Annotated in this window: 29 protein-coding genes and 1 riboswitch; of the genes, 19 read left to right on the top strand and 10 right to left on the bottom strand. The window is 45.0% G+C overall.

Going from position 1 to position 22,665, the window contains the following annotated elements; genetic code table 11:
* On the top strand, positions 1-337 hold a 337-nt coding region (gene spx, locus RAC86_RS17370; RefSeq protein ID WP_268549990.1), incomplete at its 5' end, for a transcriptional regulator Spx.
* Positions 338-382: 45 nt separating this feature from the next.
* Here spx and RAC86_RS17365 read toward each other — a convergent pair.
* Positions 383-1,039, bottom strand: a complete 657-nt coding sequence (locus tag RAC86_RS17365) for a TerC family protein (protein WP_003232944.1) — start codon at positions 1,037-1,039, stop codon at positions 383-385.
* A 169-nt stretch (positions 1,040-1,208) separates the two neighbouring features.
* Between RAC86_RS17365 and RAC86_RS17360 the strand changes: the two genes are divergently transcribed.
* Positions 1,209-1,349 carry a hypothetical protein gene (locus tag RAC86_RS17360; protein WP_119122854.1) on the top strand — a complete coding sequence of 47 codons (141 nt, stop codon included), beginning with the start codon at positions 1,209-1,211 and terminating at the stop codon, positions 1,347-1,349.
* Positions 1,316-1,972 carry an adaptor protein MecA gene (mecA, locus tag RAC86_RS17355; RefSeq protein ID WP_003232942.1) on the top strand — a complete coding sequence of 219 codons (657 nt, stop codon included), beginning with the start codon at positions 1,316-1,318 and terminating at the stop codon, positions 1,970-1,972. The genes RAC86_RS17360 and mecA overlap by 34 nt, the downstream gene beginning before the upstream one ends.
* On the opposite strand, the gene RAC86_RS17350 is transcribed toward mecA, so the two are convergent.
* Positions 1,967-2,089, bottom strand: coding sequence for a hypothetical protein (locus tag RAC86_RS17350; protein ID WP_128473814.1), 123 nt, complete (start codon positions 2,087-2,089; stop codon positions 1,967-1,969). The two genes, mecA and RAC86_RS17350, sit on opposite strands and share 6 nt — an antisense overlap.
* 73 nt (positions 2,090-2,162) lie before the next feature.
* Between RAC86_RS17350 and coiA the strand changes: the two genes are divergently transcribed.
* Both coiA and pepF read left to right on the top strand, forming a co-directional pair.
* Positions 2,163-3,284, top strand: a complete 1,122-nt coding sequence (coiA, locus tag RAC86_RS17345; RefSeq protein ID WP_483861764.1) for a competence protein CoiA — start codon at positions 2,163-2,165, stop codon at positions 3,282-3,284.
* 229 nt (positions 3,285-3,513) lie between these two features.
* Positions 3,514-5,343, top strand: a complete 1,830-nt coding sequence (gene pepF, locus RAC86_RS17340) for an oligoendopeptidase F (protein ID WP_003245178.1) — start codon at positions 3,514-3,516, stop codon at positions 5,341-5,343.
* A 37-nt stretch (positions 5,344-5,380) separates the two neighbouring features.
* On the opposite strand, the gene RAC86_RS17335 is transcribed toward pepF, so the two are convergent.
* From RAC86_RS17335 to RAC86_RS17315, 5 genes are all read right to left on the bottom strand, one after another.
* Positions 5,381-5,548: a hypothetical protein gene (locus tag RAC86_RS17335; RefSeq protein ID WP_003244944.1), complete on the bottom strand. Its 168-nt coding sequence runs from the start codon at positions 5,546-5,548 to the stop codon at positions 5,381-5,383.
* A 313-nt stretch (positions 5,549-5,861) separates the two neighbouring features.
* Entirely contained in the window at positions 5,862-6,761 is a 900-nt protein-coding gene (gene spxH, locus RAC86_RS17330) for a protease adaptor protein SpxH (protein ID WP_377885897.1), read from the bottom strand.
* Positions 6,758-7,156 carry a globin domain-containing protein gene (locus RAC86_RS17325; RefSeq protein ID WP_003232928.1) on the bottom strand — a complete coding sequence of 133 codons (399 nt, stop codon included), beginning with the start codon at positions 7,154-7,156 and terminating at the stop codon, positions 6,758-6,760. Before RAC86_RS17325 ends, spxH begins: the two co-directional genes overlap by 4 nt.
* 254 nt (positions 7,157-7,410) lie before the next feature.
* Positions 7,411-8,145, bottom strand: a complete 735-nt coding sequence (gene cwlQ / locus RAC86_RS17320) for a bifunctional muramidase/murein lytic transglycosylase (RefSeq protein WP_249678509.1) — start codon at positions 8,143-8,145, stop codon at positions 7,411-7,413.
* Positions 8,146-8,159: 14 nt separating this feature from the next.
* Positions 8,160-8,732, bottom strand: a complete 573-nt coding sequence (locus tag RAC86_RS17315; protein ID WP_377885896.1) for a CYTH domain-containing protein — start codon at positions 8,730-8,732, stop codon at positions 8,160-8,162.
* Between the two features lie 124 nt (positions 8,733-8,856).
* Between RAC86_RS17315 and RAC86_RS17310 the strand changes: the two genes are divergently transcribed.
* Genes RAC86_RS17310 through RAC86_RS17295 form a run of 4 tightly spaced genes read left to right on the top strand, consistent with a single transcriptional unit; the run spans position 8,857 to position 11,622 of the window.
* Entirely contained in the window at positions 8,857-9,225 is a 369-nt protein-coding gene (locus RAC86_RS17310; protein ID WP_003232922.1) for a UPF0738 family protein, read from the top strand.
* Positions 9,226-9,253: 28 nt separating this feature from the next.
* Positions 9,254-9,889 (top strand): GTP diphosphokinase, encoded by a 636-nt coding sequence (gene yjbM, locus RAC86_RS17305; RefSeq protein WP_003245294.1) that lies wholly within the window; start codon positions 9,254-9,256, stop codon positions 9,887-9,889.
* Between the two features lie 18 nt (positions 9,890-9,907).
* Positions 9,908-10,708, top strand: coding sequence for an NAD kinase (locus RAC86_RS17300; protein ID WP_003232918.1), 801 nt, complete (start codon positions 9,908-9,910; stop codon positions 10,706-10,708).
* A 14-nt stretch (positions 10,709-10,722) separates the two neighbouring features.
* Entirely contained in the window at positions 10,723-11,622 is a 900-nt protein-coding gene (locus RAC86_RS17295; protein ID WP_033883581.1) for an RluA family pseudouridine synthase, read from the top strand.
* Between the two features lie 12 nt (positions 11,623-11,634).
* On the opposite strand, the gene prpE is transcribed toward RAC86_RS17295, so the two are convergent.
* Positions 11,635-12,369: a bis(5'-nucleosyl)-tetraphosphatase PrpE gene (gene prpE, locus RAC86_RS17290; protein WP_377885895.1), complete on the bottom strand. Its 735-nt coding sequence runs from the start codon at positions 12,367-12,369 to the stop codon at positions 11,635-11,637.
* Positions 12,370-12,603: 234 nt separating this feature from the next.
* Between prpE and RAC86_RS17285 the strand changes: the two genes are divergently transcribed.
* The 10 genes from RAC86_RS17285 (at position 12,604) to cotO (ending at position 21,596) form a co-directional block, all read left to right on the top strand.
* The gene (locus tag RAC86_RS17285; RefSeq protein WP_377885894.1) at positions 12,604-14,448 is read left to right on the top strand and encodes a monovalent cation:proton antiporter family protein; all 1,845 of its coding nucleotides are present in this window, start codon (positions 12,604-12,606) and stop codon (positions 14,446-14,448) included.
* 61 nt (positions 14,449-14,509) lie between these two features.
* Positions 14,510-14,618, top strand: a riboswitch (TPP riboswitch).
* Between the two features lie 78 nt (positions 14,619-14,696).
* On the top strand, positions 14,697-15,407 hold the full coding sequence (gene tenA, locus RAC86_RS17280; protein WP_106073818.1) for a thiaminase II: 711 nt from the start codon (positions 14,697-14,699) through the stop codon (positions 15,405-15,407).
* Positions 15,382-15,999, top strand: coding sequence for a thiazole tautomerase TenI (gene tenI / locus RAC86_RS17275; protein WP_015252347.1), 618 nt, complete (start codon positions 15,382-15,384; stop codon positions 15,997-15,999). The genes tenA and tenI overlap by 26 nt, the downstream gene beginning before the upstream one ends.
* Positions 15,983-17,092: a glycine oxidase ThiO gene (gene thiO / locus RAC86_RS17270; RefSeq protein ID WP_377885893.1), complete on the top strand. Its 1,110-nt coding sequence runs from the start codon at positions 15,983-15,985 to the stop codon at positions 17,090-17,092. Before tenI ends, thiO begins: the two co-directional genes overlap by 17 nt.
* The gene (thiS, locus tag RAC86_RS17265) at positions 17,092-17,292 is read left to right on the top strand and encodes a sulfur carrier protein ThiS (RefSeq protein WP_072173897.1); all 201 of its coding nucleotides are present in this window, start codon (positions 17,092-17,094) and stop codon (positions 17,290-17,292) included. The genes thiO and thiS overlap by 1 nt, the downstream gene beginning before the upstream one ends.
* Positions 17,289-18,059, top strand: coding sequence for a thiazole synthase (gene thiG, locus RAC86_RS17260; protein WP_010886483.1), 771 nt, complete (start codon positions 17,289-17,291; stop codon positions 18,057-18,059). The genes thiS and thiG overlap by 4 nt, the downstream gene beginning before the upstream one ends.
* Entirely contained in the window at positions 18,056-19,066 is a 1,011-nt protein-coding gene (gene thiF, locus RAC86_RS17255; protein ID WP_377885892.1) for a thiazole biosynthesis adenylyltransferase ThiF, read from the top strand. The genes thiG and thiF overlap by 4 nt, the downstream gene beginning before the upstream one ends.
* 18 nt (positions 19,067-19,084) lie before the next feature.
* A complete protein-coding gene (gene thiD, locus RAC86_RS17250; RefSeq protein ID WP_003245050.1) occupies positions 19,085-19,900 on the top strand; it encodes a bifunctional hydroxymethylpyrimidine kinase/phosphomethylpyrimidine kinase in 816 nt (271 codons plus the stop codon).
* A gap of 135 nt (positions 19,901-20,035) precedes the next feature.
* Positions 20,036-20,812 (top strand): enoyl-ACP reductase FabI, encoded by a 777-nt coding sequence (gene fabI, locus RAC86_RS17245; protein WP_003232896.1) that lies wholly within the window; start codon positions 20,036-20,038, stop codon positions 20,810-20,812.
* 100 nt (positions 20,813-20,912) lie between these two features.
* Positions 20,913-21,596 carry a spore coat protein CotO gene (gene cotO, locus RAC86_RS17240; RefSeq protein WP_128737751.1) on the top strand — a complete coding sequence of 228 codons (684 nt, stop codon included), beginning with the start codon at positions 20,913-20,915 and terminating at the stop codon, positions 21,594-21,596.
* Between the two features lie 92 nt (positions 21,597-21,688).
* Here the strand turns inward: cotO and cotZ are convergent, their stop codons facing one another.
* Both cotZ and cotY read right to left on the bottom strand, forming a co-directional pair.
* Positions 21,689-22,135, bottom strand: coding sequence for a spore coat protein CotZ (cotZ, locus tag RAC86_RS17235; RefSeq protein ID WP_003244982.1), 447 nt, complete (start codon positions 22,133-22,135; stop codon positions 21,689-21,691).
* Between the two features lie 127 nt (positions 22,136-22,262).
* Positions 22,263-22,665: spore coat protein CotY (cotY, locus tag RAC86_RS17230; RefSeq protein ID WP_377885891.1), on the bottom strand; the 403-nt coding region annotated here is incomplete at its 5' end.

The raw sequence follows: 22,665 nt of genomic DNA, 5'->3' as shown, positions 1-22,665 counted from the left end.
CGAGGAGCACGATATTCCATTTGTAGAAAGAAACATTTTCTCTGAACCTTTATCAATTGATGAAATAAAACAAATTCTTCGAATGACTGAGGATGGAACAGATGAAATCATCTCAACCCGTTCAAAAGTATTCCAAAAACTGAATGTGAACGTTGAATCTATGCCGCTGCAAGATTTGTACCGCTTGATCAACGAGCATCCAGGTTTGCTTCGCCGTCCGATCATCATTGACGAAAAACGTTTGCAGGTCGGATATAACGAAGATGAAATCAGACGTTTCCTGCCAAGAAAAGTTCGCTCTTTCCAATTAAGAGAAGCACAGCGTTTGGCAAACTAATAGATCGTATCATCAAAAGAAGGCTGAGTCATCAGCCTTCTTTTATTATTTTTCAACCTGCTGGTAATAAATGCTCGCAAGGATGACAAACGCAACCGTCAAAATGGGGAGGAGCGTTTCGACTGTGCCGTGCTGCGCCATAAAAAGCGACAGCTTTTTGTCTCTGACAATCATTTCTCCTCCAGTATAAGCAAGCAGCCCGCTTCCCGCGTAAATCAGAAGCGGTATTTTCTCTAGTGCAATATGGATGAGTTTGCTGCCCCAAATAATAACCGGAACCGATACACACAAACCTATAACAACGAGAGAAAACTCACCGTGTGATGCTCCCGCAACTGCGATGACGTTGTCCAGCGACATAAAGAGATCTGCAAGCACAATCGTTCGTATCGCTCTCCACAGGGAGGTGCTGCTTTTAATGTGTTTCGTGTCTTTTTTTTCAATCAGCAGCTGATATCCTAAATACAGCAGGAAAATTCCGCCGGCGCACTGCAAGAACGGAATGTTCAAAAGATATACTGCTGCACTTGTTAATCCGATTCTCATGGCAACGGCAATAAATGTTCCGAGAATAATGGCTTGCTGTCTTTGCTTGTCCGGCAAATGTCTGCTGGCCATGGCAATAACAACCGCGTTATCTCCGCCGAGGATCAGGTCAATCCCAACAATGACAAGCAGAGAAATCAGATAGTCATGCTCCATGAAGCGGCACCTCGCTTTCAGTCCTTCGCTTGTACTACTACTATATGAGACAGGTCATATTTTATGATATCAGCCGCCTGATCTGCCGTTTTTTAGGCAAAGGTGCATTTTTATTTCTTTTGTGACTGTTTTATCATAAAATAGAAATACAAAGGAATTCACACTGGCCTTGGTTAAGGTTAAGATGTGGACGGAATGGGTAAAGTGTAGTAAAGTACAATTAATCGGGAGCTTAGATGTCCCTTCAACATCTTATATAGAAGGGAAGGTTGGCAAATGGAAATTGAAAGAATTAACGAGCATACAGTAAAATTTTATATGTCTTACGGAGATATTGAAGATCGCGGTTTTGACAGAGAAGAAATTTGGTATAACCGTGAGCGCAGTGAAGAACTTTTCTGGGAAGTCATGGATGAAGTTCATGAAGAAGAGGAATTCGCTGTGGAAGGCCCACTTTGGATTCAAGTTCAGGCACTGGACAAAGGATTAGAAATCATCGTCACAAAAGCCCAGCTTTCCAAAGACGGACAAAAGCTCGAACTGCCGATTCCTGAGGATAAAAAGCAAGAACCAGCATCTGAGGATCTTGACGCCTTGCTGGATGATTTCCAGAAAGAAGAGCAAGCCGTCAATCAGGAAGAGAAGGAGCAAAAGCTTCAATTTGTCTTGCGATTTGGCGATTTTGAGGATGTTATTTCTCTATCTAATTTGAACGTTAACGGAAGCAAAACGACTTTATATTCGTTTGAGAACCGATATTATTTATATGTAGATTTTTGCAATATGACTGATGAAGAGGTTGAAAATCAGCTAAGCATCCTGCTGGAGTACGCAAATGAATCCTCAATCAGCATACACCGTCTTGAAGAGTACGGCAAGCTGATTATTTCAGAGCATGCTCTAGAAACGATAAAAAAACACTTTGCATCATAGCAAACCGATTTCCTTCCGGAAATCGGTTTTTTTTATGAACGAAAATGCCATTTTAGAGATGTGAAAAATCAAAAACATATAGACAAGCGGAAAATACAGCGAACAGGAGTTGATCATCTTTTCCAGAAAGTATACTTCATCTGGAAAGGAGAGATGACAATTGTTTAGTGCTGTGACTGAAGACGGCCAAATGTTTCACCTTCTAGGCGCTCAGCAAAACCAGAAATTAAAGCGGAGACGGTTCTTCTGTCCGGTATGCGGGGGAGAGCTAGCTGTGAAGCTTGGACTTCAAAAAGCGCCGCATTTTGCCCATAAACAGAACAAGTCCTGCTCCATAGACATCGAACCGGAAAGCGCCTACCACTTAGAAGGAAAAAGACAGCTGTATGTATGGCTGAAAACGCAACGGGCTTCACCAATATTGGAGCCGTATATAAGGACAATCAACCAAAGACCAGACGTCATGGCAAGGATCAAGGAGCATATGCTTGCTGTTGAATATCAATGCGCCACTATCGCTCCAGATGTCTTTCAAAAGCGGACAGAGGGCTTCAAACAAGAAGGAATCATCCCGCAGTGGATTATGGGATACAGCCGCTTAAAACGGACTGCTTCGTCCTTTTATCAGCTTTCAGCTTTTCATTGGCAGTTTATCAATGCAAGTCCATACAGAGAACTGATATGTTATTGTCCTGAAAGGCGTTCTTTTCTCCGGCTCAGCCACATCATTCCATTCTATACAAACCACTCTTATTCCTCAGTCCAAACGATCCCTATCCATCGGGCAGGTGTAGGCGATCTTTTTTTCACTGAACCGAAACCCTCAATTCAATATTCAGGCTGGACGAAAGCGATTCAACGTTTTCGCCATAAACCCCATCGGTTTAACTCAAAGGAAATAAATCGCCTTAGGCTGCTGTTTTATGAGAAGCGGCAGACGCCTTTTTCTTTTCTGCCGACTGAAGTGTTTGTTCCTGTTAGAAAAGGGGCAGTTTTTAAGAGTCCGGTTTTTGTGTGGCAGGGGTTTCTTTATTTGTTTATGACGGATCTTGGAGGTAAACGTGCGCCAATTCGTTTTTCAGCCGTTTTGCAGCAGTGCAAACTGCACATTCATAATAAGAACATTGCACTCAGGTTCGAATGCAGCGAAGAGTGTCTTTCAGAAGCGGTTAAACAGTATATTGATTTTTTGTGCAAGAAGGGATTTTTAAGGGAGACTCAGAAAGAAGTATATGTGCTGAATCAGCCTGCAGGCGGCATACACTCCATGCAGGATCTCATAGAAAGAGACCGCAGCTGTTTTATAGAATGAGTTTGTCTTATTTGGCTCACCCTAAGACAAAGGTGGTGGGCAGGCTGTGAAAGGCACAAAAGGAAAGGTTTTTCGTGTTTTTACTGCTTTTTTGGCATTCGTTCTCTTCATTACTGCATATGATTTGACAAAAGGCAGTGAAAAACCGGAAGATATTCACAACACAAGTTTATTGAGAAACAGCTGTTTTTTCAATTGGCTTGAATCAAAGAAGACGAGGGGGATCACCATGGCTGAGGAAAAAAAAGCAAACCAACTGCCTGACAGAAGTGAGGTAAAGGCAGAAGACACATGGAGACTTGAGGATATTTTTCCTAGTGATGAGGCCTGGAATAAAGAATTTCAAGCTGTAAAAGAATTAATTCCGAATTTATCTAAGTATAAAGGAAAGCTGGCAGATTCAGCTGATCATTTATACGAGGCTCTTACGTATCAAGATAAAGTGATGGAGCGGCTGGGTAGGCTGTACACATATGCGCATATGCGCTCTGACCAGGATACTGGGAACTCCTTTTACCAGGGGCTGAATGACAAGGCGGGAAACCTGTATACACAGGCCGCAAGCGCGACAGCTTATTTGGTTCCGGAGATTTTATCCATAGAAGAAGACAAACTGCAGCAGTTCATTCTTGAAAAAGAAGAATTAAAGCTGTACTCTCATGCGATTGAGGAGATTACAAAGGAACGTCCGCATGTGCTGAGCGAGAAGGAAGAGGCACTGCTTGCTGAAGCCTCCGAGGTACTGGGGTCATCTTCAAATACATTCAGCGTGTTAAATAACGCAGATATAACGTTTCCGTCCATTAAAGACGAAGATGGGAATGAGAAACAGATCACTCACGGCAACTTTATTAATTTCTTGGAAAGTGAAAACCGTGAAGTCCGCAAAAATGCGTTTGACGCAGTGTATAAAACGTACGGACAATATAAAAACACAATGGCCACGACGCTAAGCGGCACTGTGAAAAAGGACAACTTCTACGCGAGAGTGAAAAAGTACAAGTCCGCGCGTGAGGCTGCGCTTTCTAACAACAGTATTCCTGAGGAAGTATACGATAACCTTGTTAAGACGATTAATAAGCATTTGCCGCTCCTGCACCGCTATATTGCGCTAAGAAAGAAAGTGCTTGAGCTTGATGAAGTGCATATCTATGACCTGTATACACCGCTTGTGAAAGATGCTGGGATGAAGGTGACATACGAGGAAGCCAAAGATTACATGCTGAAAGGCCTTGCACCTTTAGGGGAAGAATATGCCTCTATCCTAAAAGAAGGACTGGAAAACCGCTGGGTGGACGTTTACGAGAATAAAGGCAAACGCAATGGGGCTTATTCATCAGGAGCTTACGGCACGAATCCGTATATTTTGATGAACTGGCATAATAACGTCAATAATCTCTTTACGCTCGTGCACGAGTTTGGACATTCCGTACACAGCTACTATACGAGAAAGCACCAGCCTTATCCATACGGCAATTACAGTATCTTTGTCGCGGAAGTTGCCTCTACGACAAATGAAGCGCTCCTTGGCGAATATTTGCTGAACAATTTAGAGGATGAAAAACAGCGCTTATATATTCTCAACCATATGCTTGAGGGCTTCAGGGGAACGGTCTTCAGACAAACGATGTTCGCTGAATTTGAACATCTGATCCATACAAAGGCGCAAGAAGGCGAGCCGCTTACACCTGAGCTTCTGACAAATGTCTATTACGACCTGAATAAAAAGTATTTTGGAGACGGCATGGTGATTGATAAGGAAATTGGCCTTGAATGGTCGCGAATTCCGCACTTCTATTACAATTACTATGTGTATCAGTATGCGACAGGGTACAGCGCTGCCCAAGCATTAAGCAGCCAGATTTTGAAGGAAGGAAAGCCGGCGGTTGACCGTTATATTGACTTCCTGAAAGCGGGAAGCTCACAATACCCGATTGATGTCCTGAAAAAAGCGGGTGTTGATATGACGTCTCCAGAGCCAATCGAAGCCGCGTGCAAAATGTTTGAAGAAAAACTTGATGAAATGGAAGAGCTGCTGATGAAAGTCAAGCAGTCTTAAAAAAGTAAGCCTGTGCGGAAATGACGCACAGGCTTTTTTAAAACCCTTTAAAGGTTTTCCGGTGATTCAAGCGGTAGAGGGTAAACAAAATAGACAGAAACAGCAGAGGAGAGGTAATATAAAGCGGCAGCATATGCATCATGCCTAAGATATTCAAGCAGAAAAAAACAGCAATGCACACAATTGAGATCAAAGTAGACATCATGGCGGTCCTCCTCGTCCTTTTTCCTTATAAGGATATGAGTGAATGCACTTCGTTATGTTTTGTGACAAAAATATGAACATTAAGCATAGAGGTTGTCAAAAGTCGACATCTTTTGTTATCATAAGGATGTGAAATTGATCACAAACAAACATTACCCCTTTGTTTGACCGTGAAAAATTTCTCCCATCCCCTTTGTTGTCGTTAAGACATATGAAACCGCGCTTATCCCGGCGCGGTTTCTTTAGTGCTAAAAATAGAACGTACGTTTGGTTATGGCATAAAAAAACAGCCTCAAGCATATGCACGCCTGCGGCTATTTTTCACATGATTGATATTCATCAGAATAAGTGCTGAGAGACTTCCAAAACATTCCGTGTTTGGCTTCCACTTTGGCAACCTTTTTAGCAAACGCCAGTTTTTTCATTTCTTTTTCTACCTCTTCAAGGCTCAGGTCATATACAAGAGCAATTTCCTTCGAGGCAACGAAGCGGAAATATTCAATAAAACATTCTAAAGGCGGTGTTTCCGACGGCTTCGGCTCGTCGCCAAGCATCTCAAATAAAATTTCTTCATATACATCATATGAGTAGCTGCCAGGAACTTTAAGCCCTTCATCCTCATGCTGCGTATTAAAAAACGTCAGTGTCGGATTAACAGAAACATCCATCTCAGCAGCAATTTTCATGTCACATTGAAGCGCCTTGACCGCGCTTTGAGAATGCAGATCTTTTTTGAATTCTTCAAGATCGAGACTTGTATTTTCAGCAATCTCCAAAAGCACGTTTTCATCCGTAATATTTTTCTTTGAAACAAATAGGCTCTCCTGCATAATTCTGAGAAATTGCATGCCGGCTTTTCGTCCTTGCAGTTCGGCTGCTTTAAAAGCGAGAGCAGCCATATAAGGCGATGAAAGCGGCTGATCCTGTTCGAACCAGACATTGCCGTCACATGACATGCCAGAGCGGCTCGCGATCTTTTCCCATGCTTCTGCGAGAAGATGTTTTTTTCGCTTTTTATTTAAAGCGGTAAGGCTTGCGGAAGCGATAATGCGTAAGGTGAAAAAACGTCCGTATCTGATTTTCAGCTTTTTGATGACGGGCTCTAAGGACCAGCATTCAGGACATAAAGGGTCTACAAACATATAAATTTCAAGCGGTTTTTTTGGATGACCGTGGCAATGGGCGAAGTATAGCTCATGCTGATAGTTTGTCAAGATGATCGATCCTCCGCTTCCGTTTGATTCACCATATGCCTTGCTGTCAACTCCAGCCGGCCAAACAAAAACTCACGAATTTCGCCCTCCAGCCCTACATGGTCCATTGCGTCCTTCATACAGCTGAGCCACGCATCAGCTCTCTCGTTTGTAATTGGAAAGGGAAGATGCCTTGCTCTGAGCATAGGATGGCCGTGCTCCTCAGTATAAAGAGGAGGCCCGCCTAAATACTGAGTTAAGAATTGCTTCTGTTTCCTGGCGGTTTCTGTCAAATCGCTTGGAAAAATCGGCTTCAGCAAAGGATGAGACGCGACACGCTCATAAAAAGTATCAACAAGTTGCGATAGAAGTTCCTCTCCAATCGCTTCATAAGGTGCGTTAAACGATTGTCCCATGTTGACTACTCCTTTAAATATGGCTAATAGGAATCATAAATCCTATTGCAAAAAGTAATTTTCTGTATTTCATTGTTTCATCTAGATTTATTTTAGCAACAAGGCATCATTTCTACAAACAAACTGCCTTTTATGCGTTTGATGACTCATTTCGGCTGACAGCCGGGGTTTGTATTTCATATCATATCACATAAAAATCAGGAATGCGTAAGATTTCACTTCGCAAAAAAACCAGAGGGAAAGAGCACCTCTGGTTACGCGTAATAAGCTGAAGTTATTTTTTTTACATAGTTTTGCGTTTCTTGGAAAGGAGGAATGCCTCCGTATCGGTCAACATTCCCCGGTCCGGCGTTGTAAGCCGCTAATGCCATAGACACATTGCCGTCGTATTTATCCAGCATTTGTTTTAAATATTTCGTTCCGCCTTCCACATTTTGCTGCGGATCAAGCGGATTGGAAACGCCAAGTGAGCTTGCTGTTGACGGCATCAGCTGCATGAGGCCCATCGCACCTGCTCCGCTGACCGCTTTTGCATTAAAGCCTGATTCTTGTTTGATGACGGCACGGATCAGTTTTTCATCAACGCCATATTTATCAGCGGCTTTTTTAATCGCACTGTCAATAGAGAAGTCTCCCGAACTGATCTGATTTGCTTCATGTTTGTTTGAAGCTGAATCTGCAGCAGCTGTTTCAGTGCTTTCTGCCGCTTTTGTGATTGAACCTGAATTGCTGCTCGTATATGAGTTAAGCCCATACGCTGAAAGCAGTGACGGCGCTGTTGTATTCGCGCTGTTCAGCATGCTGAGCGGGCTTGGCGATGAAGAAGGTGCTGATTGCTGAGATGTCAGGCCGTTTGTATATTGGCTGAGCAAAGAACTGAAACTTGAAAGCGGGCTTTCCGTATTCTGAGTGTCCGTGCTGCTGCGTGCATTAGATATGGACTGTAATGCCTGAAGCTGAAGTAATGCTGCCCAATTCGTTACATTCACGATGTCATTCCACCTTATATAGACTCTCGTTTTTCTTCATAAAAACGCAGAATTTTATTTTTGGTTTCGCGCTGAGGAATGCTGAATTGCTGAAGCAGCTTTTCGAAGGCTTGTCTGCCCTCATGCCAATCCGCCGCCTCAAATTCAATTTCATAGTCCTCTTTATTTAAATATCGGCTGTGGTCTAAAACTATTAAGCCTTTTTCTGTTTCTTTTTCCGCACGGTTTGTTGCTAAAGATCCAAAGTATTGTATGGCATCCGTATCGATCTGAAGCTTGTGCAGCTGGTCCTTCACAGGGCCCTCGGGAACTGAAAATCCAGCGAGATCTGATACCTCTGAAAGCTGCTGGTGCGTTTCTAGAAGCCCCACATCAGCCGGCTCCTTTAATGTAAGGACATACTTTCCGTTTTTTCTGCGGATACGAAGCGCAGCATGTTTTTGTTTCAGCGCGAAGCTGTCTGTATCAAAATAATGATTCTTTTGATCTGTAAAATCTTTTTCTGTCAGCTGGAGTGCCGATGCTATGTTTTTGAATTCTTGTTTGGTCAGCATGTTTTTAAATTCGATTTCAATCTCTTGGCTCATGATGCTCTTCCTTTCCGCCCTGTAAATCTTATTTTTACTATTATCTCTTTAGATGTTAGGTTTATCAATATCGAGCTCGATATGATAAAATGAATCTGTACTTTGTTTAAAAAAGGAGAGCATTATGCAAAACAGAATCGAAATTTTGAATGCAACATTATCGGATGATCAGCTTCGCCTTGCCTGTCAGACAGAAGGAAACGAAGCGGAACGCAAGCCGTCAGGTCAAATGCTTGTTGATTCTGACCACTTTGCTTTTGTATACATACTTGAATTAGCTGATTCTTTTGAATATGTCATTATAAAGGAACATGTATGGCCGGAACTGAAGCAGGCCCATGCACAAAAAATACCGGTTGTTTTAGAGGCAGGAGACCAAACAATTGAACTGGCAGGCCTGCATGAGGAGCTGGAATATCTTTTAGAAAATATAAAAGATAATGCAAACTATGGAGAAGAAATGGAAGAAAAAGTGAAACGCGTGTTTTTATAGAAACTGGTTCGGAATTGGGGGATGTATGATGGATGACAAACAATGGGAGCGTTTTTTAGTGCCGTACCGCCAGGCTGTCGAAGAGTTGAAAGTGAAGCTCAAGGGGATCCGCACACTATATGAATACGAGGACGACCATTCACCGATCGAATTTGTGACCGGACGCGTCAAGCCTGTGGCGAGCATACTTGAAAAAGCGAGACGGAAAAGCATACCGCTGCATGAAATTGAAACCATGCAGGACATTGCTGGCCTTAGAATCATGTGCCAATTTGTCGATGACATCCAAATCGTAAAAGAGATGCTTTTTGCCAGAAAAGATTTCACCGTTGTGGATCAGAGGGATTATATTGCGGAACATAAAGAGAGCGGATACCGATCATACCATCTTGTTGTGCTGTACCCTTTGCAGACGGTATCCGGAGAAAAGCATGTTCTCGTAGAAATACAGATCCGTACACTGGCGATGAATTTTTGGGCGACCATTGAACATTCATTGAATTATAAATACAGCGGAAACATTCCTGAAAAAGTAAAACTAAGGCTTCAGCGCGCTTCTGAAGCGGCTTCCCGGCTTGATGAAGAGATGTCGGAGATCAGGGGTGAAGTACAGGAAGCTCAAGCTGCCTTTTCAAGAAAGAAAAAAGGAAGCGAGCAACAATAGGTAAAGGGGAAGAAGAGCATGAAATTTGCCGTATCATCAAAAGGAGATCAAGTTTCTGATACGCTGAAAAGCAAAATACAGGCGTATTTATTGGATTTTGATATGGAACTGGATGAAAATGAACCGGAAATCGTTATTTCAGTCGGAGGCGACGGAACGCTTTTGTATGCTTTTCACAGATACAGCGACCGCTTGGACAAAACAGCATTTGTCGGCGTTCACACAGGTCATCTGGGTTTTTATGCCGACTGGGTTCCTCATGAAATTGAAAAACTTGTTCTTGCCATCGCGAAAACGCCGTATCATACAGTCGAATATCCGCTTCTCGAAGTCATTGTGACCTATCACGAAAACGAGCGGGAAGAAAGATACTTAGCTTTGAATGAATGTACGATTAAAAGCATCGAAGGAAGCCTTGTTGCTGATGTGGAAATCAAAGGGCAGCTCTTTGAAACCTTCCGGGGCGACGGCCTCTGCCTGTCAACTCCATCAGGCAGCACAGCCTACAATAAGGCGCTGGGCGGAGCGATTATCCATCCGTCTATCAGGGCGATCCAGCTTGCGGAAATGGCTTCAATTAATAACCGCGTGTTCCGTACGGTCGGGTCACCTCTGCTTCTCCCATCCCATCATGATTGCATGATTAAGCCGAGAAACGAAGTTGACTTTCAAGTGACGATTGACCATTTAACCCTTCTCCATAAGGATGTAAAGTCGATCCGCTGCCAAGTTGCATCCGAAAAAGTGCGGTTTGCGAGATTCCGTCCGTTTCCATTTTGGAAAAGAGTCCAGGATTCGTTTATTGGAAAAGGTGAATAGAAAGAGGACATATCGTGGAGCATTTTTTTATCAGAAAGAACATTACTTCCGCTGAGGACGGGATGACTGTAAAAGAATATGCCGGTGAAATGGGAATTTCGAAACGTCTGCTGACCGATATTAAGTTTGGCGGGGGAGACCTGCAGATTAACGGTGAGCATGTGACGGTCAAATACGTTTTGAAAGAGGGAGATCTTCTTATCGTGAAGTTTCCTGAGGAACAGGTGAGCGAGACGCTGCTGGCAGAGCCTGTTCCGCTCGATATCCTTTATGAGGATGAACATGTGCTTGTGATAAACAAGCAGCCGTATGTGTCATCAATCCCTTCGAGAGAGCACCCCTCCGGCAGCATTGCCAATGGAATTATTGATCATTATCAAACAACCGGAGTGAGGGCGACAGTACATCTTGTCACCCGGCTAGACCGGGATACATCAGGTGTCATGCTTGTTGCCAAGCATCGATTTGCCCACTCCATTTTATCGTCTGCGCAAAAAAACGGCCTTGTGAAACGCCGGTATGCGGCAGTGGTTCACGGGCGGATGGCACAGATGGAGGGAACAGTTGATGCTCCGATTGGCAGACATCCTGACAGTATTATTGAACGGACGGTAACGCCAGACGGCCAGAAGGCTGTTACTCATTTTTACGTCACATGTGCAAATGACGACATGACCTCGGTGGCATTGCAGCTTGAGACTGGACGAACCCATCAAATTCGTGTTCATATGAGTTATCTCGGGCACCCGTTGTGCGGCGATACACTGTACGGCGGAACGAGACAGGAAATTGGCCGGCAGGCTCTGCACAGCGAGCATCTTTCGTTTATCCATCCGCTGACACAGGAGAACATGACGTTTCATGCTCCACTGCCTCAGGATATGAGAAAACTGATAAAAGGAGAGAATCATTGATTCTCTCCTTTTTTATATGGGGCGAAATCTTGATTCGTCGTAAGGCAGGGAGCTTGGAACAGAGACGGTTTCTATTTCTGGAAAGCGAAAGCCTGTCAGTTGATTTCCGAACACGCAGCCTGTATCAATGTTGATGGTGCGATTGACCTTCCGAGGCTCTTTCACAGGTGTATGACCGTATACCACCCAAGCCTTTCCGTTATAGGCTGCCGCCCAATCACGCCTGACGGGTCTGCCGTCCGGATATGTTTCACCCGTCACGTCACCGTAAAGCACAAAGTCCTTCACTCTGCGGGTATATTTGCCGATATCGTCAGCTCTTATGCCAGCATGGGCGACAACTAATTCTCCATTATGTAAGATGTCGTAAAGCGGCGCTGTTTCGTACAGCTTCATAAACTGTTCGCTGACTGATTTTCTCTCATCTTTGGAAAGTTCCTCAAACTCTGCCGCTGTTGTTTCGAGACCATGCATCACTTTTACCGGATTTCCTTTTAAGTAACGATATAATTTATTGCAATGGTTTCCCGGGACATAACGCACAGCGCCTTTTTCGTAAGCGCCGGCTACAAATCGGATGACCTCTATCGATTTGGGCCCTCTGTCAGTTAAATCTCCGGCAAAAACAAGCACCCTGCCTTCTTCATGGACAGGTACTCCATTTTTGGTTGTATAGCCAAGCTTTTGGATTAATGCAGTCATTTCGTCATAGCAGCCATGAATATCGCTGATGATATCGTAAGCCATGCGGTATCCTCCTTACCGATTGTTTTATTTATTATGAAGCAAAGTGTTGTGAGTCATCACAAGCTTTTATGTGCAAATTATAGAAGAAGAATCATTTTCTAAACAGGATTAAGACCTTATCACTTTATTTTTCATCATCACCCTTGTTAAAATCGCGTTATGTTTTTTAAAAATGAGGTTTTGTTCTCTGAGTGAGAACTAGCATAACCCTGACTTAAAAAGGAGGTTCTGATTATGGCGCATACATCTGTCGCATCTTTAGTTGTTGTACTTATCGTTGCATTTTTGACACCCATCCTTTTGCATCGGTTTAAACTCAGCATCCCGGTTGTTGTTGCTGAAATCATTATGGGGCTGATAATTGGGAAAAGCGGCCTTAATTTAGTTGTGGAGGGTGACACCTGGCTCCAGACACTCTCTATGCTCGGATTTATCTTTTTAATGTTTTTAAGCGGGCTTGAAATTGATTTTTCGTCGTTTGAGAAAGGAAAGAAAAAGCAGTTCCTGCCGAATGGCAAGGAAGCGCCGAATACGTTTGCTGCGGCATCTGTTATTTTCGTCGGTATTTTTATTTTATCATTGCTCTTGTCCTATGGGTTCGTCTTGGCCGGATTTATCCAAAATGCATTTTTGATGACCCTGATTATTTCAACGATTTCATTAGGCGTTGTCGTTCCAACATTAAAAGAAGAACGGATCATGAATTCGAATATCGGGCAGATTATTTTGCTTGTTGCTGTTATTGCTGATTTGGCCACGATGATTCTTCTTGCTGTTTTTTCTTCTTTATACGGAGAGGACAGCGGAAACATGTGGCTCCTGATGATTCTGTTTGCGGCCGGAGTGGTGCTTTACTTTTTCGGCCGGGTCTTCAAACATCGCTCTTTTGTTCAATCCATGTCAAAAGGGACGATCCAGATCGGGACGCGTGCCATTTTTACGTTAATCATTGTACTCGTTGCCCTGTCTGAATCACTTGGGGCGGAAAATATTCTCGGCGCTTTCTTAGCGGGGGTTCTTGTTTCCCTGCTTTCGCCAAACAAAGAACTTGTTCAGCAGCTGGACTCATTCGGTTATGGGTTCTTAATACCGATTTTCTTCGTGATGGTCGGTGTGAAGCTTGATATTTGGACTCTTTTCCAGGATAAAACAATTTTAATCATGATTCCGCTCCTGCTGCTGGCGCTGTTAGTCAGCAAAATCATTCCTGTCATGTACTTAAAGAAGTGGTATGATAACCGAACCATTTTCGCGTCTGGTTTCCTGCTGACATCAACGCTTTCGCTCGTGATTGCCGCTGCAACAATCGGGCAGCAGCTTCACGTGATCAGTGCAAATATGTCAGGAGCGTTAATTTTAGTAGCCGTCATTGCAAGTATTTTTACGCCGATCTGTTTTAAAAAATTATACAAACGGGAAGAGCAGCCGGAGGAGAAAAAGACGATTACGTTCATTGGCGCCAATCAAATGACTTTGCCTGTCACACTCGAATTGCCAGAGGAAGAGTATGACGTGCGTGTTGTACACGTCTACCAAGAGAATGCGGAGGAAAAGCTGTCAGAATCAGTGTTTGCTGTTGAAACAATTTCTGACTATGAACACGAGACGCTTGAATCACTCGGCATTTTTGAAACGGATATCCTCGTTGTGGCGACAGGAAATGAAGATATGAATGCAGACATTGCATTACTTGCAAAAAATAAAGGCACAGAAAGAGTCATTGCAAGCGTAGGATCACCGGAGCATGAAGCAGCTCTGAAGGAGCAGGGAATCAGCATCTTTTCTATTCTGCTGTCGACAAAAACGCTGCTTCGCGCACTGATTGAAGCGCCTGGCGTCATGAAGCTGCTCACGAACCAAGAGTCTTCGCTGTATCAAATTAATATGGAGAACAGTAAATATGATGGTGTCATTTTACGGGAATTCCCTTTAACAGGTGACGTCATCTTTGTCAGGATCTTCAGAGGTGTGGACAGCATCGTTCCTCATGGGGATACGAGGCTGAAACTTGGAGACCGTTTAATTGTCACCGGATCTCGGGGGTACGTAACGGATCTTAAGAAAACATTGGAAGGATAAATCTTGACCAAATAAGGATTCGTGTTAATATAGAGGTGCAGAACAATTCAATATGTATTCGTTTAACCACTAGGGGTGCCCTTCATAAGGGCTGAGATAAAAGTGTGACTTTTAGACCCTCATAACTTGAACAGGTTCAGACCTGCGTAGGGAAGTGGAGCGGTATTTGTGTTATTTTACTATGCCAATTCCAAACCACTTTTCCTTGCGGGAAAGTGGTTTTTTTATTTTCAGAGGGGGAATGATTTGTGAAGTTTTCAGAAGAATGCCGCAGTGCAGCCGCAGAATGGTGGGAGGGGAGCTTTGTCCATCCGTTCGTTCAAGGAATCGGTGACGGAACACTTCCGATTGACCGTTTTAAATACTACGTACTTCAGGATTCCTATTATTTAACGCATTTTGCAAAGGTGCAGTCATTTGGCGCCGCTTATGCGAAGGACCTTTATACAACGGGGCGGATGGCAAGCCATGCCCAAGGTACATATGAGGCGGAAATGGCGCTTCATCGGGAGTTTGCCGAGCTGTTGGAAATCAGCGAGGAAGAGCATAAGGCGTTTAAGCCGTCTCCTACTGCGTACTCTTATACATCCCATATGTACCGTTCGGTTTTGAGCGGGAATTTCGCAGAAATCTTAGCGGCCCTGCTGCCATGCTACTGGCTTTATTATGAGGTTGGTGAAAAATTGCTGCATTGCGATCCTGGGCATCCGATTTATCAAAAGTGGATTGGGACATACGGCGGTGATTGGTTTAGACAACAGGTCGAGGAGCAAATCAACCGCTTTGATGAGCTGGCGGAAAACAGCACGGAGGAAGTACGTGCCAAGATGAAAGAGAATTTTGTCATCTCCAGCTACTATGAATATCAATTTTGGGGAATGGCCTATCGAAAAGAAGGCTGGTCTGACAGCGCCATAAAAGAGGTGGAGGAATGTGGAGCTTCACGCCATAACGGATGACAGCAAGCCGGTAGAAGAGCTAGCGAGAATCATCATTACGATTCAGAATGAAGTTGATTTTATTCACATTCGGGAACGCTCAAAATCGGCGGCGGATATTTTGAAACTGCTCGATCTTATTTTTGAAGGCGGTATAGATAAACGAAAATTGGTGATGAACGGGCGCGTGGATATTGCACTTTTCTCTACTATTCACCGCGTGCAGCTGCCAAGCGGCAGCTTTTCACCGAAGCAGGTCAGAGCCAGATTTCCACACCTTCATATCGGGAGGTCGGTGCATTCACTGGAGGAAGCGGTTCAAGCAGAAAAGGAAGACGCGGACTACGTGCTGTTCGGCCATGTGTTTGAAACGGATTGCAAAAAGGGTCTTGAAGGCAGAGGAGTATCTTTGCTGTCAGATATCAAACAGCGGATTTCCATCCCGGTTATAGCCATCGGGGGGATGACGCCGGACAGGTTAAGAGACGTAAAACAAGCAGGGGCAGACGGCATTGCTGTTATGTCAGGAATTTTCTCTTCCGCTGAGCCCTTGGAAGCAGCCAGACGATATTCCCGTAAGCTAAAGGAGATGCGCTATGAAAAGGCATTATGAAGCAGTGGTGATTGGAGGCGGAATTATCGGTTCCGCGATTGCTTATCATTTGGCAAAGGAAAACAAAAGCACCGCATTGTTTGAAAGCGGAACAATGGGCGGCAGAACGACAAGAGCCGCTGCCGGAATGCTGGGCGCCCATGCCGAATGCGAGGAACGTGACGCGTTTTTTGATTTCGCTATGCACAGTCAGCGTCTGTACAAAGGTCTTGGAGAAGAGCTTTATGCATTATCCGGTGTGGATATCAGGCAGCATAACGGCGGTATGTTTAAGCTTGCATTTTCTGAAGAAGATGTGCTGCAGCTGAGACAGATGGACGATTTGGACTCTGTCAGCTGGTATTCAAAAGAAGAGGTGTTAGAAAAAGAGCCGTATGCGTCTGGTGACATCTTTGGTGCATCTTTTATTCAGGATGATGTGCATGTGGAGCCTTATTTTGTTTGCAAGGCATATGTGAAAGCAGCAAAAATGCTTGGGGCGGAGATTTTTGAGCATACGCCCGTCCTGCATGTCGAACGTGACGGTGAAGCCCTGTCCATCAAGACCCCTAGCGGAGACGTATGGGCTAATCATGTTGTCGTTGCCAGCGGGGTGTGGAGCGGAATGTTTTTTAAACAGCTTGGACTGAACAATGCTTTTCTCCCTGTAAAAGGGGAGTGCCTGTCCGTTTGGAATGATGATATCCCGCTGACAAAAACGCTTTACCATGATCACTGCTATATCGTACCGAGAAAAAGCGGCAAACTGGTTGTCGGCGCGACAATGAAGCCGGGGGACTGGAGTGAAACACCGGATCTTGGCGGATTGGAATCGGTTATGAAAAAAGCAAAAACGATGCTGCCGGCTATACAGAATATGAAGGTGGATCGTTTTTGGGCGGGACTCCGTCCGGGAACAAAGGATGGAAAACCGTACATCGGCAGACATCCTGAGGACAGCCGTATTTTATTTGCGGCTGGCCATTTCAGAAACGGGATCCTGCTTGCTCCCGCAACGGGCGCTTTGATCAGTGATCTCATCATGAATAAAGAGGTCAACCAAGACTGGCTGCACGCATTCCGAATTGATCGCAAGGAGGCGGTTCAGATATGATGCTACAGCTGAACGGTAAAGACGTGAAGTGGGAAAAAGACACAGGTACAATTCAAGACCTGCTGGCGTCGTATCAGCTTGAAAATAAAATCGTTATCGTGGAAAGAAATAAAGAAATAATCGGGAAAGAACGCTATCACGAGGTTGAGCTTTGTGATCGTGATGTCATTGAAATTGTCCATTTTGTAGGAGGCGGATGAGCATGTTAACAATTGGCGGAAAATCATTTCAATCAAGATTGCTGCTGGGCACGGGGAAATACCCATCGTTTGACATTCAAAAGGAAGCAGTAGCTGTTTCTGAGTCTGATATTTTAACATTTGCTGTAAGGAGAATGAACATCTTTGAAGCATCTCAGCCAAATTTTCTGGAACAGCTTGATTTATCCAAATATACGCTTTTGCCGAATACAGCGGGCGCCAGCACTGCTGAAGAAGCGGTTCGGATTGCAAGGCTGGCGAAAGCGTCAGGCCTTTGTGACATGATTAAAGTTGAAGTCATCGGATGCAGCCGTTCCTTGCTGCCTGACCCTGTTGAGACATTAAAAGCGTCTGAACAGCTTCTTGAAGAAGGCTTTATTGTGCTCCCGTACACGTCGGATGACGTTGTGCTGGCGAGAAAGCTGGAAGAGCTCGGCGTTCATGCCATCATGCCGGGTGCATCTCCGATTGGATCAGGACAAGGAATCTTAAATCCTTTGAATCTGTCATTTATTATTGAACAGGCGAAAGTGCCGGTCATCGTGGATGCGGGAATCGGCTCGCCTAAAGATGCGGCATACGCAATGGAGCTTGGAGCGGATGGCGTACTGCTCAATACGGCTGTATCGGGCGCTGACGATCCTGTGAAAATGGCTCGTGCCATGAAGCTCGCAGTGGAAGCAGGACGCCTTTCTTATGAAGCGGGCCGCATCCCGCTTAAGCAATACGGAACGGCAAGCAGTCCGGGAGAAGGTCTTCCTGTATGACGGGCAGGTATTCAAGGCAGGAGCTGTTTGCTCCGATCGGCCCATTCGGCCAGAAAAAATTGAAAGAAGCGCGCGCCGTGATTATCGGCGCCGGCGCGCTCGGAACAGCCAGTGCAGAAATGCTGGTGAGAGCGGGAGTCGGCTCTGTGAAAATTGCCGACAGAGATTATGTTGAATGGAGCAACCTCCAGCGCCAGCAGCTTTATACAGAAGATGATGTCAAAAAAGAAATGCCGAAAGCAGCCGCTGCGGAGCGCCGTCTCCGTTCGATTAACAGCGATGTTGATGTGACCGGACTTGTCATGGATGTGACAGCAGAAAATATCTTCGAGCTGATTAGGGATGCATCGATTATTGTGGATGCGGCTGATAATTTTGAAACCCGCCTGATCGTAAATGATGCTGCGGTAAAGGAAGGGATTCCTTTTCTTTACGGTGCCTGTGTAGGGAGCTACGGCCTCACCTTTACCGTGGTGCCGGGTTCTACTCCTTGCCTGCATTGCTTGCTCGATACACTTCCGATTGGCGGAGCAACATGTGACACAGCCGGCATCATCAGTCCGGCTGTTTTGCAGGTAGCAGTCTTTCAGGTAACAGATGCACTGAAGCTGCTGACGGGAGAGGAGTGCGAGCCGGTACTGCGCTCCTTTGATTTGTGGAAAAATGAGCGGTCAGAAGTGAGAGCGGCCAGTCTCAAACATGACGCATGCCCAAGCTGCGGCACAAAGGATTTTCCGTTTTTGTCATATGAAAATCAAACAAAAGCGGCTGTATTGTGCGGCAGGAACACGGTGCAGATCAGATCATCTATTACGAAAGAAGCGGATCTTGAAGCGCTTGCCGGTCAGCTGAGGCAGGCCGGGCTTGAAGTAGCTGCGAACCCGTATTTAATTTCCTGCCGCTCGGATGAAATGAAAATGGTGTTGTTCCGGGACGGCAGAGCTTTGATCCATGGAACAAATGATATTGCCCGGGCAAAATCCATTTATCATAAATGGATTGGGTAATAAAAGGAGTGTAGTGTAATGAGTATATATAAAGCATTGACAATCGCCGGATCAGATTCAGGCGGCGGCGCAGGGATACAGGCTGATATTAAAACCTTTCAAGAGCTTGATGTATTCGGAATGTCTGCGATTACGGCGGTAACCGCTCAAAATACGCTTGGCGTTCATGGGGTGCATCCGCTGACTGTAGAGACGTTGAGACAGCAAATTGACGCTGTTGCTGAGGATTTGAGACCGGATGCAGTTAAGACGGGAATGCTCTGGAATGCCGACATGATTGAAGAAGTGGCAAGAAAAATTGACGAGTACGGATTCAATCGTGTAATTGTTGATCCGGTTATGATCGCAAAGGGCGGGGCATCCTTGCTGCGTGATGAGTCAGTTGCCACCTTAAAGGAGTTGCTCATTCCAAGAAGCTACGCGATTACGCCGAATGTCCCGGAAGCAGAAACGCTGACAGGAATGACAATCAGCTCGCTGGATGACCGGAAAAAAGCAGCGGAGCAGCTCGTCAAGATGGGTGCGCAGCATGTCATTATCAAAGGCGGGCACCAGCCTGAGGACAATCACATTACTGACCTTCTTTTTGATGGCAGCATGTTTATGCAAATCACCCATCCTTATATCAATACGAAGCATACGCATGGCACAGGCTGCACCTTTGCTGCAGCTTTAACGGCCCAAACGGCTAAAGGAGACAGCATCCATCAGGCATTTGAAGTTGCGGCCAACTTTGTCCGTGAAGCGGTGGAAAATACGCTCGGCATCGGATCGGGACACGGGCCGACAAACCATTTCGCTTTTAAACGAAACAGCTTAAATACAAGCCGATGAGATCACCAGCTGATGGTGATCTCTTTTGCGTTTGCTACGGTATGCGCTTTTCATCTGGACAAGGTTATGATATGATAGGAATTAAGATCAGGTACTAATACTATGTCTTTATTAAATATAGGAGGCTTTATACATATGAATTTTTCACTTGAAGGCCGCAACATTGTTGTGATGGGGGTAGCCAATAAACGCAGCATCGCCTGGGGCATTGCGCGTTCTTTACATGAAGCGGGTGCACGTTTGATTTTCACATACGCTGGTGAACGCCTGGAGAAATCCGTTCACGAGCTTGCTGGAACATTAGACCGCAACGATTCCATCATCCTCCCTTGCGATGTTACAAACGACGCAGAAATCGAAACTTGCTTCGCAAGCATTAAGGAGCAGGTCGGTGTAATCCACGGTATCGCGCATTGTATCGCGTTTGCCAACAAGGAAGAGCTTGTCGGCGAATACTTAAACACAAATCGTGACGGCTTCCTTTTGGCTCATAACATCAGCTCATATTCTCTGACTGCTGTTGTCAAAGCGGCACGTCCGATGATGACTGAAGGCGGAAGCATTGTCACTTTGACGTACCTTGGCGGAGAGCTTGTGATGCCAAACTACAACGTTATGGGTGTAGCAAAAGCTTCTCTTGATGCAAGTGTGAAATATTTAGCTGCTGACTTAGGAAAAGAAAATATCCGCGTCAACAGCATTTCTGCCGGCCCGATCAGAACATTATCTGCTAAAGGCATCAGCGATTTCAACTCTATCTTAAAAGACATCGAAGAGCGTGCACCGCTTCGCCGCACGACAACACCTGAAGAAGTGGGCGATACAGCTGCGTTCTTGTTCAGCGATATGTCCCGCGGGATTACAGGTGAAAATCTTCACGTTGATTCAGGTTTCCATATCACTGCCCGCTAAGCAGGATCTATTTCAAGCAATCCCGAATAGGGATTGCTTTTTTATTTCTTCTGATTTTCAGCTTTCTGTCATATAGATAGAATATGACACAATCGGAGGGATGAAGATGTCTAATAAGAAAAGAAACGCGGATAAAAAACCGCTCATGTATATTGTTCAGCCGGATTATGCAGAAACTACAAGATCATCCATGCAGGAGATTGTCATCAAAAGAAAGGCCGACAAACCCGCTCCGCCAAAAGCTGAGGAAAAGCCGGCTTACCATGAGAAGCAGCAGGAGGAAGCCGTGGCACAGGATGTCCTGCAAGAAGACCAAAAGCCTGCAGCCGAACCAGTGAGTCAGCAAACACAAGAGGTGAGAGAGCCAGAGAACATAAAAAGCCAGGAGGAACAGAAAGCAGAGCCGCAGGCCGTAGAAGAAACCGTCGAACACGAGCCCCCGAAAGCAGAAAAAAAGGAAGAGCCTGCACTTGAGGCCCGGAAGCCTGAGAAAGAACCGGAAGCTGTCCATAGTGCTGATAAAGCGGAGGAAAAAGCACCGCCGGCACGAAAAGTGAAAAAACCGATGAGCAAGATGACGATCCACGAAAAAATTGATTTTTTAACAAAGCTGCCTCATAACATGCCGAGAGCGCTTTGTTTGATTGAAGCCAATGGAAGAACGTACAGGGGCGTGATTGTCGGAAGAAGAAATGATTCCGTCCTGCTTCGAACAACAGGAAACGGAGCCCCAACCGAACTGGCAATCGATGATATTACCTCTTTGCACCCGCTCGGTTTTTAACGAAAAAGAAAAAAGCTGCCCGGCTGATGTTGCCGGACAGCTTTTTTACATAGAGAAAAGCCTGCAGGCCTGCAAGCTTTTCCAGCTTATGATTAATGATGATGTGTACGATTGATTAATCGAGGATTTAAGCAGTTGATTGCGCAGAAGCAGTCTAAGTCAACTTCAATACAGTAGTTCGTTTTTTCGAGTCGGAACACTTCACACACCGTATCTTTATCGGTGAAGTCCAAAATGTGTTTGTGTTCGTCAAATGCGATTAATAATGACAGTGTTGCGCAGCTTCCATGCACTCTTTCGACCCTGAAAAATACTGTATTAAAGCAAGGGCCGTTATCGAGTTCGCCGACATTTCCGAAGGCGACTAATGGCGTTGATTTTGATGTAAATATTGCAAAAGGCACTGTGTCGCCTAACGAATGGCTTACAGATAAAAGCTTAGAGTGGCAGCCGGTCGGGCAGTCTTCTTCAACAGCGTTTTGCAGATCTTCAATATTTTCTACAGCTTCACGCACGCAGCTTGATGTTTTCTGGCTCATATTATCCCTCCTGCCTTATAAATTTGAGACTGGCGAAATGATGGAGAGTCAGCTGCCTCACGCTGGAAGCAGCTGAATGATTTGCACCTGTAATAGAGTTTGGAAGGGGATTCCTCTTTACAAGTGTTTATCCATTGTGATGATGCTTTTTATCTTTATGAGGCGATGTTCTGTCAACTAGCTCTGGTGACAGGCACTGAATCGCACAGAAGCATCCGAGATCCACTTCTATGCAGAAATCTGTTTTTTCTAGCCCGAAGAAATCCGGGTCACAAGGGTGGCAAACACTTAAGGTATCGCCTTTAACATCGACAGGGCGTAAAATAGACAGTGTTGCACAGCAATCACATAATTTTTCAACGCGGAAGAAAATGGATTCAAAGCATTGCATATCATCCACAAATCCCCCCACGTTTCCGAATGTGGAGAACAATCCGCCTTTTTTATCAAACAAGAGAAACGGAATTGTGTCTTTACCTGCAATTGTCGGATTCAAAAGGTTTGTATAGCAGCCAGTCGGACACTGTTCC

The organism is Bacillus sp. LR_5, from assembly GCF_042709275.1.
Note: the sequence above shows the minus strand (reverse complement) of the source record. Positions and strands in the feature narration are given on the sequence as shown.

What these genes read in the sequence shown, in the direction of transcription:
- RAC86_RS17365 (WP_003232944.1), bottom strand. Translation starts at nt 1,039, where the DNA reads ATGGAGCATGACTATCTGATTTCTCTGCTTGTCATTGTTGGGATTGAC.
- thiO (WP_377885893.1), top strand. Translation starts at nt 15,983, where the DNA reads ATGAAAAGGCATTATGAAGCAGTGGTGATTGGAGGCGGAATTATCGGT.
- mecA (WP_003232942.1), top strand. Translation starts at nt 1,316, where the DNA reads ATGGAAATTGAAAGAATTAACGAGCATACAGTAAAATTTTATATGTCT.
- RAC86_RS17335 (WP_003244944.1), bottom strand. Translation starts at nt 5,548, where the DNA reads ATGATGTCTACTTTGATCTCAATTGTGTGCATTGCTGTTTTTTTCTGC.
- RAC86_RS17300 (WP_003232918.1), top strand. Translation starts at nt 9,908, where the DNA reads ATGAAATTTGCCGTATCATCAAAAGGAGATCAAGTTTCTGATACGCTG.
- thiD (WP_003245050.1), top strand. Translation starts at nt 19,085, where the DNA reads ATGAGTATATATAAAGCATTGACAATCGCCGGATCAGATTCAGGCGGC.
- thiS (WP_072173897.1), top strand. Translation starts at nt 17,092, where the DNA reads ATGCTACAGCTGAACGGTAAAGACGTGAAGTGGGAAAAAGACACAGGT.
- RAC86_RS17310 (WP_003232922.1), top strand. Translation starts at nt 8,857, where the DNA reads ATGCAAAACAGAATCGAAATTTTGAATGCAACATTATCGGATGATCAG.
- cotO (WP_128737751.1), top strand. Translation starts at nt 20,913, where the DNA reads ATGAAGATGTCTAATAAGAAAAGAAACGCGGATAAAAAACCGCTCATG.
- RAC86_RS17315 (WP_377885896.1), bottom strand. Translation starts at nt 8,732, where the DNA reads ATGAGCCAAGAGATTGAAATCGAATTTAAAAACATGCTGACCAAACAA.
- RAC86_RS17325 (WP_003232928.1), bottom strand. Translation starts at nt 7,156, where the DNA reads ATGGGACAATCGTTTAACGCACCTTATGAAGCGATTGGAGAGGAACTT.
- yjbM (WP_003245294.1), top strand. Translation starts at nt 9,254, where the DNA reads ATGGATGACAAACAATGGGAGCGTTTTTTAGTGCCGTACCGCCAGGCT.
- thiF (WP_377885892.1), top strand. Translation starts at nt 18,056, where the DNA reads ATGACGGGCAGGTATTCAAGGCAGGAGCTGTTTGCTCCGATCGGCCCA.
- fabI (WP_003232896.1), top strand. Translation starts at nt 20,036, where the DNA reads ATGAATTTTTCACTTGAAGGCCGCAACATTGTTGTGATGGGGGTAGCC.
- prpE (WP_377885895.1), bottom strand. Translation starts at nt 12,369, where the DNA reads ATGGCTTACGATATCATCAGCGATATTCATGGCTGCTATGACGAAATG.
- RAC86_RS17350 (WP_128473814.1), bottom strand. Translation starts at nt 2,089, where the DNA reads ATGATCAACTCCTGTTCGCTGTATTTTCCGCTTGTCTATATGTTTTTG.
- coiA (WP_483861764.1), top strand. Translation starts at nt 2,163, where the DNA reads ATGTTTCACCTTCTAGGCGCTCAGCAAAACCAGAAATTAAAGCGGAGA.
- thiG (WP_010886483.1), top strand. Translation starts at nt 17,289, where the DNA reads ATGAGCATGTTAACAATTGGCGGAAAATCATTTCAATCAAGATTGCTG.
- pepF (WP_003245178.1), top strand. Translation starts at nt 3,514, where the DNA reads ATGGCTGAGGAAAAAAAAGCAAACCAACTGCCTGACAGAAGTGAGGTA.
- RAC86_RS17285 (WP_377885894.1), top strand. Translation starts at nt 12,604, where the DNA reads ATGGCGCATACATCTGTCGCATCTTTAGTTGTTGTACTTATCGTTGCA.
- cotZ (WP_003244982.1), bottom strand. Translation starts at nt 22,135, where the DNA reads ATGAGCCAGAAAACATCAAGCTGCGTGCGTGAAGCTGTAGAAAATATT.